Genomic DNA, 17,138 nt, shown 5'->3' with positions numbered 1-17,138 from the left:
TGCTCTGATGACAGGAATGATATACTAATATATCAGTTTGCGGCAAGCGGCATCGCCGTCTCCATTCGGACATGCCCGAATGGATCGACAGGGGGGTCTGTCATAGGCTCGGCGAATCGTCCTAGCCGCCATCTATCGAAAGGAGTATATAAGGGCCTTGCGGCAAGACCGCCCGATCAGGGACGGTTAAGTTCGAGGTTCGGAAGATGACGCTTGCGCGGGGCACGATTATTTTCGACACTTCGCAGTGCGGCATAGACCCGGTCCAAGGGCGAAGGGGCACGTCACGCCCCTGCAGGCGCGAAGGCGATCGACCTTCGTCATGCCGTCCAGAGCATGAATCAGTGCGGAACAAAGCCGCCGATCCCGTCAAAACCGCCCGGCCGGTCCGCATCAGCGGGCAAGGCACAAGGGCAGGGGGCCGGCGCACTGGGAAGGGTCTGAGGTGATACTGGGGTTGAACCCGCCATCATCGGTGGCGGGATGACTTGATCTGTCCCTGATTGCCTTGAGGAAAGGGTTCTGCCCATGGCCGGAGCGACACGCCACAACCAATCGAGCGTTGAACTCTTCGCTATCTATGAAGTCAGCAAGATCCTGAGTTCCTCACTCGACCTGCAGCAGACGCTGCGCGAGGTGCTGAGGCTGTTGTCGTACCATCTGCAAATGCAGCGCGGGCGCATCTGCCTGCTGACCGACGACAGCACGCTCCGGCTGATCGCGGCCCTCGGCATGTCCCAGGAGGAGATGGAGCGCGGCCAGTACCGCGCCGGCGAGGGCATCGTGGGGCGGATCGTCAAGACCGGCATGCCGGCCGTCGTGCCCAACCTGGCCGACGAGCCGTTGTTCCTCAACCGCACCGGCGGGCGCAACGACATCGCCGAGGTGGTGATCAGCCTGGTCGGCGTGCCGATCAAGGCCGCCGGGGAATGCATCGGCGTGCTGACCATCGACCGGATCAGCGACGAGGGCTATGCCGGCAATTTCGACAGCGACGTCCGCCTGCTGACCATGGTCTCCAACCTGATCGGCCAGACCGTGCGCCTGCACCGCACCGTCGCGGAGGAGCGGCGCTTCATGATGCGGGAGAAGTTCCGCCTCCAGAAGGAAGTGTCCAAGGTCGACTACCAGGTCGACAACGTGGTGTGCAGCAGCAAGCGCATGCAGGAGGTGCTGGCCCAGGTCCACCGGGTGGCGCCGTTCCGCTCCACCGTGCTGATCCGCGGCGAGAGCGGCACCGGCAAGGAGCTGATCGCCCGCGCGATGCACATGCTCAGCTCGCGCAAGGAACAGCCCTTCATCCGGATCAACTGCGCGGCGCTGCCGGAAAGCCTGCTGGAATCCGAGCTGTTCGGCCACGAGCGCGGCGCCTTCACCGGCGCCAACCGCGACCACAAGGGCCGGTTCGAGCTGGCGAGCGGCGGCACCCTGTTCCTGGACGAGATCGGCGACATCTCGCCCTCGTTCCAGGCCAAGCTGCTGCGCGTCCTTCAGGAGCAGGAGTTCGAACGGGTCGGCGGCACCCGGACCATCAAGACCGACGTGCGGATCATCACCGCGACCAACGTCAACCTGGAGGAGGCGGTCGCCCAGGGCAAGTTCCGCGCCGACCTCTATTACCGCATCAACGTGGTGACCATCTTCCTGCCGCCGCTGCGCGAGCGCAGCGACGACATCCCGCTGCTGGCCAACCATTTCGTCCAGAAGTTCAACCGCGAGAACCAGCTCAACGTGGCGCTCCACGACGACGCGCTGGACATCCTCAAGAAGTGCCCGTGGCCCGGCAACGTGCGCGAACTGGAGAACTGCATCGAGCGGGCGGCCACCCTGTGCCGCGACGGGGTGATCTGGGACCTGGACCTGTCCTGCCAGATGAACCTCTGCTACTCCTCGACCCTGTGGCACCACCGCACGGTCACGCCGACCGCCGGCGCCTCGATCCCCGGCCACGCCTCCCCGCCCGGCGCCCCCCCGGCCGGTATCCCGATGCTGCCCCACGCCGCCCCGGCGCGGGCCGGCTGCAGCACCGGCGGCGTGCCGGGTTGCTCCGCGGCGACCGGCGGATCCTGCGCCGCCGCTCCCGCGGCATTGCCGCCCAACGCCGTCCCGGCCGGCACCCCCATGCCGCCCGCCCAGCCCATGCGGCCCCAGCACCCGCAGCTGCCCGCCTATTCCGACCAGAACGCCTCCGCCGACGCCCTGAACGAGGCCGCGGTCGGCGAGCTTCTCGGCATGCGGATCGGCAACGGCGGCCCCGACGAGCCGGAATTCACCACCCCGCGCGACCGCCTGCTGTGGGCGATGGAGCGCACCGGCTGGGTCCAGGCCAAGGCCGGCCGCCTGCTGGGCCTGACCACGCGGCAGGTCAGCTACGCCCTGAGGAAGTACAACATAGAGATCAAGCGCTTCTGACCGCCGGCGGTTCGCGGTGCATCGAGTCGCGGGCGGCGATGGGCCGGCCGCGACCTGGCGCCGAACGGCGCGAAGCGCTATCCGGTTTGATAAGCGTTCGAGGAGGCCGTCGATCGGTCACGATCGACGGCCATCTTTATGACTCGGCCTAAGGTCGGAAAGTGCATACCAGAATGCGCTTCCGAGGCGTGCAAACCGCTGGGAAGCAATACGATCGTAATCATAACCATAAGCAAAAAATTTTATTTGAAATTAAGCTGAATTGGCGGAAATGATGCTGGGCCGGCTCGGCATACCCGCGCCGGAAAGCGGCCGTTTTCATGAAAACAAAAAATCAAGCATTACATCGAAGGACATCCCGAATATGCCCAAGGCTCCGGTCCTTACAGAAACTCTCGCCGTCATCGAGGGCAAGGGAAAGTTTCCGTCAACCGACAGCACGCTCTACAGCCGCAAATGGATCGAGGATCTGGCGGAAGGCCAGCGCCATTCGGTTACGGGCGTGACGGTCGTCCTCAAGCGCGGGCATTCCAACGGCTTCTACGACTTCCTTTCGACCCCGTTCGACGCCAGGCACGATCCGGAGAAGCCGTCGATCCCCGTCCGCGAAGCGGTGATCGCGTGCGATACGCTGGAGGTCCATGACCGGGTCTGGCTTCCGGAGTGCGACCTGTTCGTCCATGCCCGCAAGATCGTTTTCCAGGGGGAAGGGGCTTTCGACGTGTCGGCGATGCCCTATGCGACCGACAGCGCGCTGGCGGCCAACGAGCAGAAGGCGCGGGGCGACGACGGGAAGGACGGGCGGAATGCCGGGACCATCCGACTCTATGCGGCCATCGTCGATCATGCCACCCGGATTCCGGTTATCCGCGCCTGCGGCGCCAACGGCCAGCACGCGGGCAAGGGTCTGGACGGGGCTGACGGCGCCTCGGTGCGGTCGTTCTCCGAAGGAACGTACTCGTGGGACGAAAGCGGTATGAAGACGTGGGAGATCCATCCCACCTTTAATCCGCCGGCCGTGTTCGTCAGGATCATCTTCGAACGTACTTGGCCGATACCCGACAGCACATTTACCCGTGGCGCCGAACATTGGCCGACCGACGGCAAGGATGCCAAGGCGCCCGGCAAACCGGGAGAACCCGGAAACGGGGGCGACGTGTTTACCAACGTCTCCGCGATCGCGACGCTCAGCATGTTGGATGGCGGCGGGGCCGGGCGGGCCGCGCTGCCCACGCGGGGCGGAAGAGCCGGTTCTCCGCAGAGGTGCGCCCATTACGAGGTCCGGGCGAGCACGCCGGTTTTCGGCGATTCCAAGATCGAGAGCACTACCGCCCGCGAAATCAGGGAGACGAAGCCGGGCAAGGATGCCGCCGCGCCGGCCGCGACAAGGACCTGGGGTACGCCGGGAAAGGTCTCGGTGAAGCAGGTTTCCAATGCATGGTTGCATCCGCTGTCCTGCCAGCAGGTCCTGATCTATCTGCGCAACGCCTATCTGGCCGGCCATCTCGACACCGTCCGATCGCTGCTGGCCGATTATGACGAGGCCTTCCGGCTGCCGCAACCGAAGCTTGACGGCTATGCTCCGTGGGAGCAGGCGACCGCGCTGGACTACCCGGCGGCGCGGGTCGAGGTCACCACCCTGTCGTCGCGCATCGGCGCCAACCTCGACTATTTCGGCAATCCCGCGGGCTACATGCCGCTGCTGTCGCTTCCGGGAACGCTCCGGTTGTTCGACATGGAGGCGGAAACGGCTCTCCGGACCATGCTGCTGTCGCAGTGGGTCTCCAAGGAACACAATGCCGCGCAGAGTGCTGCCGAAATCATGAAGGCGGCGATGGAGACCGCCCGAAAGAGCGTCGCGGCGGCGGCTCATGCCATGGCCCAGGCGGACAAGCAGGTAGTGGATGCGTCGGAATCGATGCGATCCCTCGTCACGCGGATCGAGGACACCACCGGCAGGATCTCCGTGCTCAAGGAAGAGCTCCTGAACAAGGCGAGGAACAAGGCGGAGATCAAGGCCCAGATCCGGGCCATGGCGAAGATCGCCGGCGCGGTCTGCATGGTGATCCCGGTCGGCCAGCCGTTCCTGGGCATCGCCGGCCAGCTCGCCGCCAACATCGCCGACTACGATCCCGACAAGCCTTCGGCGTCCATCGACAAGGTCAAGGAAGCCGTCAATTCCGCCACCACGGCTCTCCAGAAATCGCGCGACGCCGCCAAGGAGGCTGCCGACAAGAAGGAGAAGGAGGAAGAGGAACTGGCCAAGGAGTTGGCCAAGAAGATCAACGAGTCGCCCGACACGCGCCCCCGGTCCGATGCGCTGACCGCGAAGCCGCAGAGTGTCGAAGATGCGGCCAAGGCCAAGGCCAAGGCCGATGCGAAGGCGGCGCGCGACGCGCGGGACGCCCAATGGAAAACGGTCGGCGAGAACATGGGCTCGGCCGTCTCGACGACGCTCTCGGCGTTCTCGGGCCTGCGCGTCCCCCAATCGGAGATCGACGCCGAGCTGGCGAAGCTGATCGCCGCCAGCGACGACTGGAAGAAGCTGGCCAACGAACTGAAAGCCTTGAACGAGCAGAAGGCGGAGATCTTCGCGAAGCTGACCAGGGCGATCCAGGCGATCGGAGAGGGCTACGGCGTGGTTTCCGCCGGCAGCGCGGCTATCGCCACGCTCGGCCGGAACCGTTCGTCCAGGATCTCGGCCATCGATCCGGAGGCGGTCCTGGTCATCCAGCGGATGAACCAGCAGGCCGAGCTGTCGCTTCTCGGCGCGCTCTACCAGATGTCCAAGGCATACGAGACGACCGTCTACGAGCCGGCCGACACCGACTGGTCGCTGACGGAGGTCACCAAGAAGATCGGGGATCTGCTCACGTCCCGCACGGGGTTCGATCCCGGACTGATCCAGGACTATGTCAAGACGCTGCTGCCGATCTACCGCAGCGAGCAGCAGAAGCTGCGCGGACTGCTTCTCAAGAACTATGATTTCAACGGCGCCAAGGAGATGCCGCTGGAGTTCGGGCTGTCCCGGACCCAAACGCCCGACCACATCGACCAGATCAACACCCAGGGGCGGACGGAGGTCGATCCGCTGGCCATGGGCCTGATCCTGCCGAGCTATGACCGCCACCGTCTGGTCAATGTCGACCTGAAGCTGGAATTCGAGACCCCGCCGGAGCGCATGCCTGCGAGCGGCAACATGGAGGTCCGGCTGATCCTGGGCGAGGCGGGAATCATGCGTTCGGGCAAGCAACTCTACGGCGTCCGCCGCGACAAGCCCTGCTTCTGGTCCTGGATCTTCAAGTTCAGCGGCGGCCCGCCCCAGCCGACCCGTCCCAGCTTGGCCGCGACCGAACTTCTCAACCAACTGCTCGATGACGGCGGGAACCAGTTGACAGGCAAGCTGGCCTTGCCGGCTCTCTGGTCGAGCATGACCGTCGACGTCCAGTTCTCGTCCCTTGGCTGGGAGACGCCTCGGCCCCTCATCAAGTCCCTGATCTTCAACTGCTCCATCGACGCCGTCGCCAACGGAGACCGTTATTCCGTGCTTCGCGTGGCCACCAACAATCCTTATGCCACGGTCACCTGCTCGCCGGAGGACGCGGCATCGCGGGGACCGGGGCGGATCAGCCTGTATCGGATCTATGACAAGGGCACTCCGGTGAACCTGGGAATCGATGACGGCCGGCAGGCCGAAGGGAGCCTGCCGTTGAGCTTCAAGGAATGGCAGATCATCGGGACATCGGGTACAGGAGGTCCATCAAGGCGGACCGACCGGAACATCCGCGAAGTCCTGAACGGGCACAAGATCGTCGAGTGCGCATTCACGACCGACCCGTCGGTCGAAACCGCCGCCGTGGCGGTTCCGGGCGCCGTTCCGTTCCTCGCGAAGTCGAAACCCATGGTCGCCATCGACAGCGCAGCGGAAATCGAATCCGCGGATCTGGATAGCCTGAGCGCCGTTCGGGACGAGATGCCCGACCTGCCGGTCGACGGCGTCTCCGCCGGGGCCTTCGAACTGTTCGCGGGGCCCGGCGAGGAGTTCGACATGATCGGGATCACCGATCCCGACCTGCAGCCCGAAGTTCTGCCCTTCGACGGTCCGGCTGGATGGCGCAAGATCCTGTCCGGCGGCATGATCGGCTATGCCCCCGCGCCGCGGTCGTGACGATGCGGCGGTCAGAATAAAACGATTCTAAGAAAACCGACCTTGGCGTGTAACCTTCAGGCGGCCATATGGTTAATGCGGTGGGCCCTCAGCCTTCTGGGCAGGCGGTCCGCCGCAAACCAAGCAGCTTGGGGAAAACGCCATGACTGACCAAAAGCAGGGGCAGACGACCCCCCAGGGGCATCCGTCGGTAACGCCCTCGGACGGCGTCCTGACCACCCGGCAGGGCCACCCGATCGCCAACAACCAGTCCACGCGGACCGTCGGCGCCCGCGGCCCGGCCACCCTGGAAAACTACCAGTTCCTCGAAAAGATCACCCATTTCGACCGCGAGCGCATCCCGGAGCGGGTCGTGCATGCCCGCGGCTTCGTGTGCTACGGCGAGCTTGAGGTCACCGGCAAGATCGGCGACGAGCCCGCGTCCAAGTACACCCGCGCGAAGCTGTTCCAGGAAGCCGGGAAGAAGACGCCGCTGGCGATCCGCTTCTCCACCGTGATCGGCGGCCGCGACTCCTCCGAGACCGCCCGCGACCCGCGCGGCTTCGCGGTCAAATTCTATACCGAGGACGGCAACTGGGACCTGGTCGGCAACAACCTGGCGGTGTTCTTCATCCGCGACGCCATCAAGTTCCCCGACGTCATCCACTCGCTGAAGCCCGACCCGGTCACGTTCCGCCAGGAGCCGAACCGGATCTTCGACTTCATGAGCCAGACGCCCGAATCCATGCACATGCTGACGCACCTGTTCAGCCCGCGTGGCATTCCGGCCAACTACCGGCACATGGAAGGCTTCGGCGTCAACACCTACAAGATGGTCAACGCCCAGGGCGAGACCGTGCTGGTCAAGTACCACTTCCACCCGCGCCAGGGCGTCGCCAGCCTTACGGCGGAGGAAGCGGCCAAGGTCCAGGGCCAGGAGCTGGGCTCCGCCACCAAGGACCTGTTCGAGGCCATCGAGCGCGGCGACTACCCGAAGTGGGACATGTTCGTCCAGATCATGGAAGACCATGACCACCCCGAACTGGACTGGGATCCGCTGGACGACACCAAGATCTGGCCGGAGAAGGACTTCCCGCTCCGCCATGTCGGCGTCATGACGCTGAACCGGAATGTCCAGGACTTCTTCAACGAGAACGAGCAGATCGCCATGGGCACCGGCGTGCTGGTGGACGGGCTGGACTTCTCGGACGACAAGATGCTGGTCGGCCGGACCTTCTCCTATTCCGACACCCAGCGCTATCGCGTCGGCACCAATTATCTGCAGCTGCCGGTCAATTCGCCCAAGAACGCGAAGGTGGCGACCAACCTGTCGGGCGGGCAGATGTCCTTCTACCGCGACCTGGCGCCGGGCCAGAACCCCCACGTCAATTTCGAGCCGTCGATCCACAACGGCCTGAAGGAGACTGCGGAGGAGCAGCCGAACAACCCGCCGGAGATCCGCGGCCCGCTGACCCGCGCCGTGCTGGAGCGACGCAATGACTATGTCCAGGCGCGCGGCCGCTTCAACACCATGATGGACTGGGAACGCGACGACCTGATCCTGAACATGGGCACGCTGCTGGGCCAGTGCGAACGCGACGTCCAGGAACGGATGATCTGGCACTTCTTCCTGATCCATGACGATTATGGCCGCCGCGTCGGCGAAGTGCTCGGCATCACCGCCGACGACGTCCGCGACCTGCCGCCGCTGCCCAAGCAGGTGCTGACCGACGAGGACAAGCGCCGGCTCCAGAACCTGGGCAACAACGGCGACAAGATCGACCCCAACGTGTGGGGCCAGTGGACCAGTTCCGTGAAGAACCGCAAGGCCATGGCCGAAGAGGTCCTGAGCGGGATGAAGGGTTCGTCGCAGGGTATGCGGCACGACCAAGCCGCCGAGTAGCTTGGCGGAAAGACTTCGGCCCCTCCTTCCGGCAACGGAGGGAGGGGCTTTTTCGTGGAACGGCGCCGGCCGGAACCGGGATATCGGGGACTGCCTGCCCCGCTTCTCCTTGCCGATACGGTCGTTTTCGGCCTGGGACGTGGCATCAAGGAACCGCAAAACCCTCACGGCTGGTCGGCCACCTGCGGGAATCTTCACGATCCTGCGGAAAAGTTCAAGATTCGGGCGCAGACCGCGAAATTATTCAAGCGGGGTTGGTCGGAACCGACGAAGCGCGTGTTCGGCTTTGCGCAATTCGGGACAGCGAGCGGCCTACGCGCTCTCGTCCTGCAGCCCGCCACCATGCTCAAAGCGAGCACGTCGCGGGAGGAAGCGCGCCGCCGGTGCCGCCGGGGGCACCGGCGACGGTCAGCCGCCGGAAGGTCGCCCGGAAGCCGGCGCCGCGGGGCGAGCAGGCGTAGAGCCCCGCTTCGACTTGCCTTACGCCGTCGTCCTCCGTCAGGCGGCAGATGCGGAGCTGGGTCCAGGCACCGCCGACCAGGGCGTGGACGGTGTAGTCGCCCGACGCCCGCGTGACCCGCAGGGCGATCCCGTCGCCCTGGAAATCCTGCGTCGACCAGTCGGACCAGCCCTGGTTGGTGACCACGACGCCCAGCCTGGACGGTCCGTCCGGCTCGTGCTCCACCGAGGTCTTGAGCCAGCAGCCGGGTGACAGCCGGACCATCAGGCCCGCCTGGTCGTACTGGTGGACCGGCCGGAAGGCGACTTCCGTCTCCAGGGTGAAATCGCCGCTCACCGGGGCGAGCAGGCGCGGCCCCCGGTCGACCCGGAAGCCGTAATGGGTGCCCTGCCAGAAATCCGTGTCCGCAGGCGGAGCGACGACCAGCCCGTCCGGCGTCAGCCGCCAGTCCTCCGGCTCGTCGGTCCAGGTCAGCGGCGGCATCAGGCCGGGGCCGGCGAAGCTTTCGTCAATCAGCATGGGGGTCTTCCCGTTCCTTCCGCCGCCGATCAGGAAAGTCCCGCCAGCCGTTCGATGTCCGGGCGATTCAGCCCGAGCTGGGCGGCGGCGTCGAGGATCTCGCCCCAGGTGGTCGCGTCGATGGGAATTCCCTCGGCGCCGCGGCGGCGGCGGGAGTCCTGCTCCGGCTCGCCGGCGATCCTGATGCGGTCGACGCCCCGGGCGACCGGGGATTCCTTGACCCATTTGACGAATTCCGCGGTCTCGGACGACAGGTTGGCCGCGGTGCCCAGGCGGTTCGGGTCGATGATGATCGACAGCATGTTGTTGATGATGGCGCGGCTCGACGGCTTGTAGTGCAGCGTGCCGCCGCCGGTCAGCGCGCCGCCCAGCAGTTCGCACACGACGGCCAGGCCGAAACCCTTGTGCTCGCCGAAGGGCAGGATGGCGCCGTGGGGCTCGGCGAACAGCTCGTTGGGGTCGGTGGTCGGCTCGCCCCGGTGGTCCAGCAGGGTCTCCGGCTTGACCTGCTCGCCCTTGTTCATGGCCACGCGCACCTTGCCCATGGCGATCCGGCTGGTCGCGAAGTCCAGCAGCACCGGCTCGCGGCCCGGCAGCGGGATGCCGACGCAGAACGGGTTGGTGACGAAACGGGCGTCGCGCCCGCCGTATGGCGCCACCACCGGCTCGCTGATCACGTTGACATAGTGCATCGACACGTAGCCGGCCCGGATGCACTGCTCGGCCCAGTGGCCGATGCGGCCGATATGGTGGCTGTTGGAAAGGCCGACCACGGCCACGCCGTGCCTGGCGGCGCGCTCGATCCCCTGCTCCATCGCCTCGAAGGCCATGACCTGGCCGAAGCCGGCCTTGCCGTCCAGGGTCAGCAGCGCGCCGGCGTCGGTGACCGGGGCCACGTGCTGGTTGACCTTGAGGTCGCCGGCCAGGAACACCTCGACATAGCGCGGCAGCATGCCCACGCCGTGGGAGTCGTGGCCGGTCAGGTTGGCCTCCACCAGATGGTCGGCCACAAGTTCGGCCTCGCGCCGGCTCGACCCGGCGGCGGTCACGATCTCGCGCATGACGGCCTTCAGCGGCTCCGCCGATATGGTCACGTAGGTCATCTTCCTGGTCATCGTCGTTCCTCCTCAGCTGCGCCCGATACACCCGGGACGCCCGGCATGGCCAGCCGGAAATCGGCGGCGACCGGATAATGGTCGCTGGCGACGTCGGCCTCCGGCTCGCGCACGACCCAGGCCTTGTCGACGGCGATGCCGCCGTTGGCCAGGATGAAGTCGATCCGCATCGCGCCGGAGACGTCGGTGCTCAGCATGGGTGTCGGGATGGTGTGGCGGCGTTCGGCCGGTGGCATGGCGTCGCGCAGGCCGAAGCGGGGAGCCACGTCGCGGAACAGCACCCGCCCGGCCTCAATGAATCGCTCGACCTCCCGCCGGGCCACGTCGGGCGCCCGGAACCGCTCGAAGCCCCGCGCCAGGGCCGCCGCGTCGGGGGCGTCCTCCGGGCTGACGGCGTTCATGTCCCCGGCGAACAGCAGGGGGCCGGGCAGCAGGGGCAGGAACCCGTCATAATCCTCCAGCCGCTTGCGCGGGCGGCGCTGCGGGTGGGGATGGTACGTGGCGACCCAGGCCTCGCCCTCGGGGAAGGCCAGCCTGACGGCCAGCAGGCCGCGGTCCTGGTTGGCGCCGGCGCGGTGGATGATGGTCGAGACGGTGTCGGCGATCGGGTGACGGCTCAGGATCGCGTTCCCCCAGGAACCGTCGTAGAGGCGGCTGGCGGCATGGGGAAAGCCGAACAGCGCGGCATAGTCCTCCCGCTGGCCGAACGCCTCCTCGCAGTACAACGCCTCGTTGAGCACGAGGATATCGGGCTTCAGCCGGGCGACCAGGTCCACGGCGGCGCGCCGCCGGCTTTCGTCCGGCACGCGACGGTCCGCCCCGTCGGCCCGGGCCTGGAACATCCCTTCCAGGATGTTCCAGGCGACCAGCCGGCGAAGCGGCCCGGCGTTTCCGGCTTCGTTTCCGGGGGTGCCTGCTTCAGGGTCGGGTGGTGTCAATTCCTCCATCTCCCGACCATGGCAGGATCGGCCGGTCCCGGAAAGATCCGATCAGGACTTGGTCGCGGGGTCGTGGGTATGGTGCCGGTCCCGCTCACCCCCGCCCGTGCCGACGCGGCTGCGGTTGGAGTTGGTGGACTGGCCGGGTTCGGGCTGCCAGCCGGCCGGCCGGTTCTTCGGATCGTCGGCCGGCTTGTCGGCGTTCTGCTGGCTCGACCCCGGGCCGCCATGGTGGCGGTTGGTGTCCGCTGTGTTCCTCGACATTATCACCGATCCTGCTGGTAGCCCTGATGGGTGGTGTTCTGCTTGGTATTGCCCTGGCGGTCCTGCTCGCGAAGGTTCGCAGGCGCCCCGCCCGTGCCTTTGATGTCGGCGACGGAGTTGCCTTCGTGGGCGGATCCGCCCGGGCCCTTGTCGCTACGGCCGGCGGGAGGTACCGGAGGTGGTTGGTTCGACATGTCGGTCACCGCTCCGTTGGTGGGAAGGTGCTGCGAAAACAGGCGCGGGCGCGGACGGTTCCGACCCAAAAGGATGTCGTCAGGACGAGGGCGGGACCAGGAAATCGATCAGCAGCCGATTGACGCGCTCCGGCTCCTCATGCTGGACCCAATGGGTCGCCTCGGGGATGTGGAACACCTCGCACCGGCTGCACAGGGACGCGCCTGCCTCGGCCAGCCGCGGGTCCAGGGCGGCGTCGCGGTCGCCCCAGATCACGCGCACCGGGATGCCGATCGGCTCCGGCGGAGGCGACGGGGCGTGGTGCCGCAGGGCGCGGTACCAGTTCAGCATGGCGGTCGCGGCACCCGGCTGCTCCCAGGCGTCGCGGTACCGCGCCCAGTCCTCCGGCGCGAAGGTGCCGGGCCGGGCGGTCTTCTCCATCAGCCGGCGCATCCCGGCGAACCCGCGGGCGCGGAGCAGCGTTTCCGGCAGCCAGGGCACCTGGAAGAAGCCGACATACCAGCTCCTCAGGCCCTGGGACGGGTGGGCCAGCACATGGCCGCGCACCGTCGCCAGGTGCGGCCCGTTGAGTACCGCCGCCCGCTCGACCCGGTCGGGGTACCGTCCGGCGAGATGCCAGGCGAGTATGGCGCCCCAGTCGTGGCCGACCACCGCGAACCGGCCGATCCCGAGCGCGTCGGCGAGCCCGACCACGTCGCCGGCCAGGGTGTCGAGGGCATAGTCGCGGACCCGGCCCGGCTTGCCGGACCGGCCGTAGCCGCGCTGGTCCGGCATCACGAGCCGCAGCCCGGCTTCGGCCAGGGGAGCGATCTGGCGGCGCCAGGCGAGGCGCGATTCCGGGAATCCGTGCAGCAGGATCACGGGCGGGCCGTCTGCCGGACCGGCGGTCGCGACCTGGAGTTCGACGCCGTTGACCGGAACGCGCCGGTCGCGGATCGGCATCCCCGCCGGATCGTCCCTCACGGCGTGTCGTCCAGGAGCCAGCCGACGGCTTCGCGCGCGACGTAGGGAGGCACCGTGTGGCCGCCGTCGAACTCGCGGTAGAGCACGTCGAAGCCGGCCGCTTGCAGCCTCGGCACCAGCCGCCTGCTGCAGGCGTCGATCGGCAGGACGGTGTCCCCGGTGCCGTGGGAGATGTAGAACGCGGGATGATCGTCCGTGCCGCTCGGGGCGGCGAACCCCGGCGAGAAGGCCGCGACGCGCCGGAACAGGCCGCCATTGATCAGTCCGAGCGACAGGGCGTAGGACGCGCCGTCCGAGAACCCGCCGACCGCGACCCGGTCGGGATCGATCGCGAACCGGCGGAAGACCTCGGCCAGCGCGTCGTCGATCCGTTTCACGTCGGGGCCGTAGCCGCCCAGGATCACGTCCCAGGTCGGGCCTTCCGACTGCGGGGCCAGCAGGATCAGCCCGGCCTCGTCGGCCACCGGCTGGAGCCAGCCGATCGCCTGCCCGGCCTCTCCGCCGGCGCCGTGGAGCAGCACCAGGAGGGGCGCCGGCCGGTCGGGCCGGTACCGGGGAGGGACGGAGATCAGGCCGAACCGCTCGGTGCCGACGCTCAGCGTCTGGATGCTGGGCGGCGTCTCCGGCCTGTCGCCGACCGTCCCGGGACGCGCCGTCAGGCGTCCCCGGCCGGCCGGTGAGTCCCGATGAATGTTCCGACGGCTCATGGTCGCCCTCCTGCCCGGCGGTTCATGTCCGATGGCGCCTCAGCCCGAGGCATTCCCCCGGTCGCGGTCGGCCGCCGACGCCCTGGCGGCCTCCTCCGGATCGGTCACCCGGCCCAGGGCGACGGCCTTCTCCGCAGCCTTGGTCTTCTCCGCGTCCGGTCCCTTCTCCTGCGGGGCGGGCTCCGTCGTGATCTTGCCCAGATGGTCGATGCTTTGGTCCGGCATGGGGGATCTCCCGATTGGAACTGGGCTCCCATCAACATGCCAGTCCGCGCGATGTCGCGCCGGCCGCGGGACATCGGCGAAATTTCGCCGCGATCCGGATCGTGCCGGGCGCCGGGCCCGAAGCCGCGGCACACGGCCCCAGGAGGCGCCGGCGGAGCGGCCCCGATTGCATCGGCGGCGTTTGCCGCTATGGTGGCCCCCTGGATTGATCCTGGCCGCCCGGCGGGGCGGCCCCGCAGGGGAGGGGAAGCGATGGGCCGGGAGATGGGCCGGGACTGGCCGAGGGAATGGCAGAAGGCCGCCACGGCGGAACAGCGCGCCCGCAACGTCTTCCTGCAGGCGCAGGAACGCGCGCTCCACGCGGCCCGGTTCGAGGAAGGCGAAAGGGCCGCGATCCTCGACGCCGCCGACGGAGCCTACCGCGCCTGGACGGCGGCGCGGGCCGTCCTGGACGGATTCGTGGCGGACTGGCGCCAGTCGGTCCGGGAGACCGCCGCCGGCTGAGCCGGAAGGCCATCACCGCAAGGACGGATCCAACGGATTTCCCAACGGGTTTCCCAGCAGGTTTCCCGGTTCGCGGGGCCGTCGCAGGCCTGCGGACGTTGAATGGCCGATACGCCCTCGCAACCAACTCATCTCCGGCCTGTTTGGGCTCGTCGTTCAGGCATACCGCTCGAACCGCGACAGAGCCGGAGATCATCATGGCAGACGAATCCGTCCGGAAGGACGAGGCCGCGCAAAAGATCGCTCAACTGGTCGGCCCCGAGGGGATGCCGGTCCGGCCAAGCGACGAAGCTTACCCGCACGTCACGACCGACGACTGGGGCGACGTGCTGGTGGCCGATTACGAATCGGTGCAGACCGCTCTCGACGAAGGGGCCGTGATCCGCGATCCGGACAGCGGTTTCCTGAAGACGAGCGCGGCTCCCTGACGCTACCCGGCGTTGCCCGGCGCCGCCGCGGCCGGGGGAGGCGGATGAAGAATGCGTCCCGCCGGTGGCCGGGCGCCGCGCGGGTCACATATGTATGCTCCTGCGCTGCCCTGGAGACCGGTTCTTGACCCATTCCCTGCCGACCCCGCCCCTGCCCCGCTTCGGCTGGTGCTGCCAGTATATCCCGCCCGACGGCGACGCCGAGACCGCCAAGCGCATGAATCCCGGCACCGTCACCGTGGCGACGCTGAGCAGGCTGGACGCAGCCCGGGCGGCCGAGAAGCTGGAGCAGGTGCTGCGCCGGAACCTGCAGTCGCTGCACCTGCAACTGGCCGAGGTGGCCCGCCACCCACCCTATCGCCGCCTGCTCCGCGTCAACAGCGGCCTGCTGCCGGTCTATACCCACGCCATCGGGCTGCCGCTCTACCGGGAGCCGGCGATCCGCTCGCTGGTCGAGACCGCCCTGGAGCATGCCGGCCGGAAGGCGCGCGAGGCCGGCATCCGCATCGGCCTGCACCCCGACCAGTTCTGCGTGCTGAACAGCGCCAACCCGGCGACGCTGAAGAACTCGGTGGACGAGCTGGAATACCATGCCGACATCCTGCGGATGATGGGCCTGACCGGCGGCTGGCACCCGCAGGGCGCCCACGTCAACATCCATGGCGGCGGCCGCGCCGAGGGGATCGCGGGGTTCCGCCGCGGCCTGGCCCTGCTGTCGGAGGACGCCCGGAACCTGGTGACGGTCGAGAACGACGAGATGTCGTACGGGCTGGACGACCTGCTGCCGCTGGCCGACGCCGTGCCGATCATCCTGGACCTGCATCACCACTGGGTCAAATCGGAGGGCGAGTATATCCGGGCCGACGATCCCCGGATCGAGACGATCCGCGCATCCTGGCGTGGCGTGCGCCCGATAGCCCATATCAGCGTCTCGCGCGAGGACCTGCTGGACGGCTGGCCGGCCGACGAACTGCCCGATCATGCCGTGCTGAGCGCCCGCGGGCTGAAGGCCCGGGACCTGAGGGCCCATTCCCAGCGCATGTGGAACCACGCGGTCAACCGGCTGGTGTCGGAGCACCTGGCCTGGGCCGACTTCGAGGTGGAGGCCAAGGCCAAGAACCTCGCCGTGGACGACCTGGAGCGCGACGCGCTTCGGCTGGGCGCGATCCCGGCGGAAACCCCGGCGCCGTGACCGTCCCGCCGCTCGACGTCGCCCGCATCCTGGTGGAGCCGGCCGCCGCGACGCACCCGCGCGGCCGGCAGATCCTGGACCGGTTCCCCGATGCCGAACGGGTCGAGGTGGCGTCCCACTGGAACATCCCGGACCTGCACGGCGACAGCGACAAGGTCGAGGAGTGGGTGCGCACCAAGCGCGGCGTGCTGGTGCTGGGCGTCAAGAAATCGCTGTCGGTGCGGCCCAACGGGCGGAGCGGCGACTTCATCGCGCCGTCGCATTCCAACGGCTGCGCCATGGCCTGCGCCTACTGCTACGTCTCGCGCCGCAAGGGCTACGCCAACCCGATCACGACCTTCGTCAACATCGAGGGGATATGCGCGACCATCGAGCGCCACGCCGCCCGGACCGGCCCCAAGACGCAGCCGAACCAGGTGGACGGACAGGCCTGGGTTTATGACGTGGGCGAGAACGGGGACTGCTCGGTCGATGCGCTGATCTGCGACAACCTGGCCGACCTGACCGCGCTGTTCCGCCGCCTGCCCAACGCCAAGGGCAGCTTCGCGACCAAGTACGTCAACCGGGACCTGCTGTCCTACGACCCCGGCGGCGGCATGCGCATCCGCTTCAGCCTGATGCCGGCCGAGCTGGCCCGCACGCTGGACGTGCGCACCTCCCCCATCCCGGAGCGCATCGCGGCGATCGACGATTTCGTCCGGGCGGGATGGGAGGTCCACCTGAACTTCAGCCCGGTGGTCGCCTACGAGGGCTGGACCGCCGACTATACCGAGCTGTTCCGGCAGGTCGACGCGGCGCTGTCGGACCGGGCCAAGGCGCAGCTCGCCGCCGAGGTGATCTTCCTGACCCACAATGAGGGCCTGCACGAGATCAACCTGCGCTGGCATCCCAAGGCCGAGGAGAAGCTTTGGACGCCGCGCTGGCAGGAGAGCAAGGTCTCCGGGAACGGCGCCGTCAACGTCCGCTACCGGGCGCCGCTCAAGGGCAAGATGATCGCCGTCTTCCGCGAGATGCTGGCCCGCGAGATGCCCTACTGCCGCATCCGCTACATCTTCTGAAGCGGGGACGGCGGACATATTCTTTTTGCGGGCATTCAAGCATAAAAGCGCAACCGTTCAGATATATACCAGCCAACGCGATATCCGCCCCAGTCCCAAGACGGAGAG

At 67.7% G+C, this 17,138-nt stretch carries 15 protein-coding genes; 7 read left to right on the top strand and 8 right to left on the bottom strand.

Annotated features, from left to right (window positions below):
- The first annotated feature begins 528 nt into the window (after window positions 1-528).
- The 3 genes from nifA (at window position 529) to JL100_RS02460 (ending at window position 8,462) form a co-directional block, all read left to right on the top strand.
- Window positions 529-2,412 carry a nif-specific transcriptional activator NifA gene (nifA, locus tag JL100_RS02470; RefSeq protein WP_202683740.1) on the top strand — a complete coding sequence of 628 codons (1,884 nt, stop codon included), beginning with the start codon at window positions 529-531 and terminating at the stop codon, window positions 2,410-2,412.
- 364 nt (window positions 2,413-2,776) lie between these two features.
- Entirely contained in the window at window positions 2,777-6,580 is a 3,804-nt protein-coding gene (locus JL100_RS02465) for a hypothetical protein (RefSeq protein WP_202683741.1), read from the top strand.
- A 142-nt stretch (window positions 6,581-6,722) separates the two neighbouring features.
- A complete protein-coding gene (locus JL100_RS02460; protein ID WP_202683742.1) occupies window positions 6,723-8,462 on the top strand; it encodes a catalase in 1,740 nt (579 codons plus the stop codon).
- 346 nt (window positions 8,463-8,808) lie between these two features.
- Here JL100_RS02460 and JL100_RS02455 read toward each other — a convergent pair whose 3' ends face one another.
- The 8 genes from JL100_RS02455 to JL100_RS02420 form a co-directional block, all read right to left on the bottom strand.
- A complete protein-coding gene (locus JL100_RS02455; RefSeq protein WP_202683743.1) occupies window positions 8,809-9,441 on the bottom strand; it encodes a DUF1349 domain-containing protein in 633 nt (210 codons plus the stop codon).
- 29 nt (window positions 9,442-9,470) lie between these two features.
- Window positions 9,471-10,556: a malate/lactate/ureidoglycolate dehydrogenase gene (locus JL100_RS02450; protein WP_202683744.1), complete on the bottom strand. Its 1,086-nt coding sequence runs from the start codon at window positions 10,554-10,556 to the stop codon at window positions 9,471-9,473.
- Entirely contained in the window at window positions 10,553-11,494 is a 942-nt protein-coding gene (locus JL100_RS02445) for an endonuclease/exonuclease/phosphatase family protein (RefSeq protein WP_202683745.1), read from the bottom strand. The genes JL100_RS02450 and JL100_RS02445 overlap by 4 nt, the downstream gene beginning before the upstream one ends.
- 51 nt (window positions 11,495-11,545) lie before the next feature.
- Window positions 11,546-11,758 carry a hypothetical protein gene (locus JL100_RS02440; protein ID WP_202683746.1) on the bottom strand — a complete coding sequence of 71 codons (213 nt, stop codon included), beginning with the start codon at window positions 11,756-11,758 and terminating at the stop codon, window positions 11,546-11,548.
- 2 nt (window positions 11,759-11,760) lie between these two features.
- Complete coding sequence (locus tag JL100_RS02435) at window positions 11,761-11,952, bottom strand: hypothetical protein (RefSeq protein WP_202683747.1); 192 nt, start codon at window positions 11,950-11,952, stop codon at window positions 11,761-11,763.
- A 79-nt stretch (window positions 11,953-12,031) separates the two neighbouring features.
- Window positions 12,032-12,916: an alpha/beta hydrolase gene (locus JL100_RS02430; protein ID WP_202683748.1), complete on the bottom strand. Its 885-nt coding sequence runs from the start codon at window positions 12,914-12,916 to the stop codon at window positions 12,032-12,034.
- The gene (locus JL100_RS02425) at window positions 12,913-13,623 is read right to left on the bottom strand and encodes an alpha/beta hydrolase (protein WP_202683749.1); all 711 of its coding nucleotides are present in this window, start codon (window positions 13,621-13,623) and stop codon (window positions 12,913-12,915) included. Before JL100_RS02425 ends, JL100_RS02430 begins: the two co-directional genes overlap by 4 nt.
- Window positions 13,624-13,662: 39 nt before the next feature.
- Complete coding sequence (locus JL100_RS02420; RefSeq protein ID WP_202683750.1) at window positions 13,663-13,848, bottom strand: hypothetical protein; 186 nt, start codon at window positions 13,846-13,848, stop codon at window positions 13,663-13,665.
- 252 nt (window positions 13,849-14,100) lie between these two features.
- On the opposite strand from JL100_RS02420, the gene JL100_RS02415 reads away from it, so the two are divergent.
- The 4 genes from JL100_RS02415 (at window position 14,101) to JL100_RS02400 (ending at window position 17,030) form a co-directional block, all read left to right on the top strand.
- The gene (locus tag JL100_RS02415; protein WP_202683751.1) at window positions 14,101-14,352 is read left to right on the top strand and encodes a hypothetical protein; all 252 of its coding nucleotides are present in this window, start codon (window positions 14,101-14,103) and stop codon (window positions 14,350-14,352) included.
- A 197-nt stretch (window positions 14,353-14,549) separates the two neighbouring features.
- The gene (locus JL100_RS02410) at window positions 14,550-14,780 is read left to right on the top strand and encodes a hypothetical protein (protein ID WP_202683752.1); all 231 of its coding nucleotides are present in this window, start codon (window positions 14,550-14,552) and stop codon (window positions 14,778-14,780) included.
- Window positions 14,781-14,904: 124 nt separating this feature from the next.
- Window positions 14,905-15,972, top strand: a complete 1,068-nt coding sequence (locus JL100_RS02405; RefSeq protein ID WP_228421034.1) for an apurinic/apyrimidinic endonuclease family protein — start codon at window positions 14,905-14,907, stop codon at window positions 15,970-15,972.
- Window positions 15,969-17,030, top strand: coding sequence for a spore photoproduct lyase family protein (locus tag JL100_RS02400; protein WP_202683754.1), 1,062 nt, complete (start codon window positions 15,969-15,971; stop codon window positions 17,028-17,030). Before JL100_RS02405 ends, JL100_RS02400 begins: the two co-directional genes overlap by 4 nt.
- Window positions 17,031-17,138: the final 108 nt, after the last annotated feature.

Origin of the sequence: Skermanella mucosa, from assembly GCF_016765655.2 — a bacterium.
Taxonomy (GTDB): domain Bacteria; phylum Pseudomonadota; class Alphaproteobacteria; order Azospirillales; family Azospirillaceae; genus Skermanella; species Skermanella mucosa.
Note: the sequence above shows the minus strand (reverse complement) of the source record. Positions and strands in the feature narration are given on the sequence as shown.

What these genes read in the sequence shown, in the direction of transcription:
- JL100_RS02440 (WP_202683746.1), bottom strand. Translation starts at nt 11,758, where the DNA reads ATGTCGAGGAACACAGCGGACACCAACCGCCACCATGGCGGCCCGGGG.
- JL100_RS02450 (WP_202683744.1), bottom strand. Translation starts at nt 10,556, where the DNA reads ATGACCAGGAAGATGACCTACGTGACCATATCGGCGGAGCCGCTGAAG.
- JL100_RS02425 (WP_202683749.1), bottom strand. Translation starts at nt 13,623, where the DNA reads ATGAGCCGTCGGAACATTCATCGGGACTCACCGGCCGGCCGGGGACGC.
- JL100_RS02455 (WP_202683743.1), bottom strand. Translation starts at nt 9,441, where the DNA reads ATGCTGATTGACGAAAGCTTCGCCGGCCCCGGCCTGATGCCGCCGCTG.
- JL100_RS02420 (WP_202683750.1), bottom strand. Translation starts at nt 13,848, where the DNA reads ATGCCGGACCAAAGCATCGACCATCTGGGCAAGATCACGACGGAGCCC.
- JL100_RS02435 (WP_202683747.1), bottom strand. Translation starts at nt 11,952, where the DNA reads ATGTCGAACCAACCACCTCCGGTACCTCCCGCCGGCCGTAGCGACAAG.
- JL100_RS02410 (WP_202683752.1), top strand. Translation starts at nt 14,550, where the DNA reads ATGGCAGACGAATCCGTCCGGAAGGACGAGGCCGCGCAAAAGATCGCT.
- nifA (WP_202683740.1), top strand. Translation starts at nt 529, where the DNA reads ATGGCCGGAGCGACACGCCACAACCAATCGAGCGTTGAACTCTTCGCT.
- JL100_RS02415 (WP_202683751.1), top strand. Translation starts at nt 14,101, where the DNA reads ATGGGCCGGGAGATGGGCCGGGACTGGCCGAGGGAATGGCAGAAGGCC.
- JL100_RS02460 (WP_202683742.1), top strand. Translation starts at nt 6,723, where the DNA reads ATGACTGACCAAAAGCAGGGGCAGACGACCCCCCAGGGGCATCCGTCG.
- JL100_RS02465 (WP_202683741.1), top strand. Translation starts at nt 2,777, where the DNA reads ATGCCCAAGGCTCCGGTCCTTACAGAAACTCTCGCCGTCATCGAGGGC.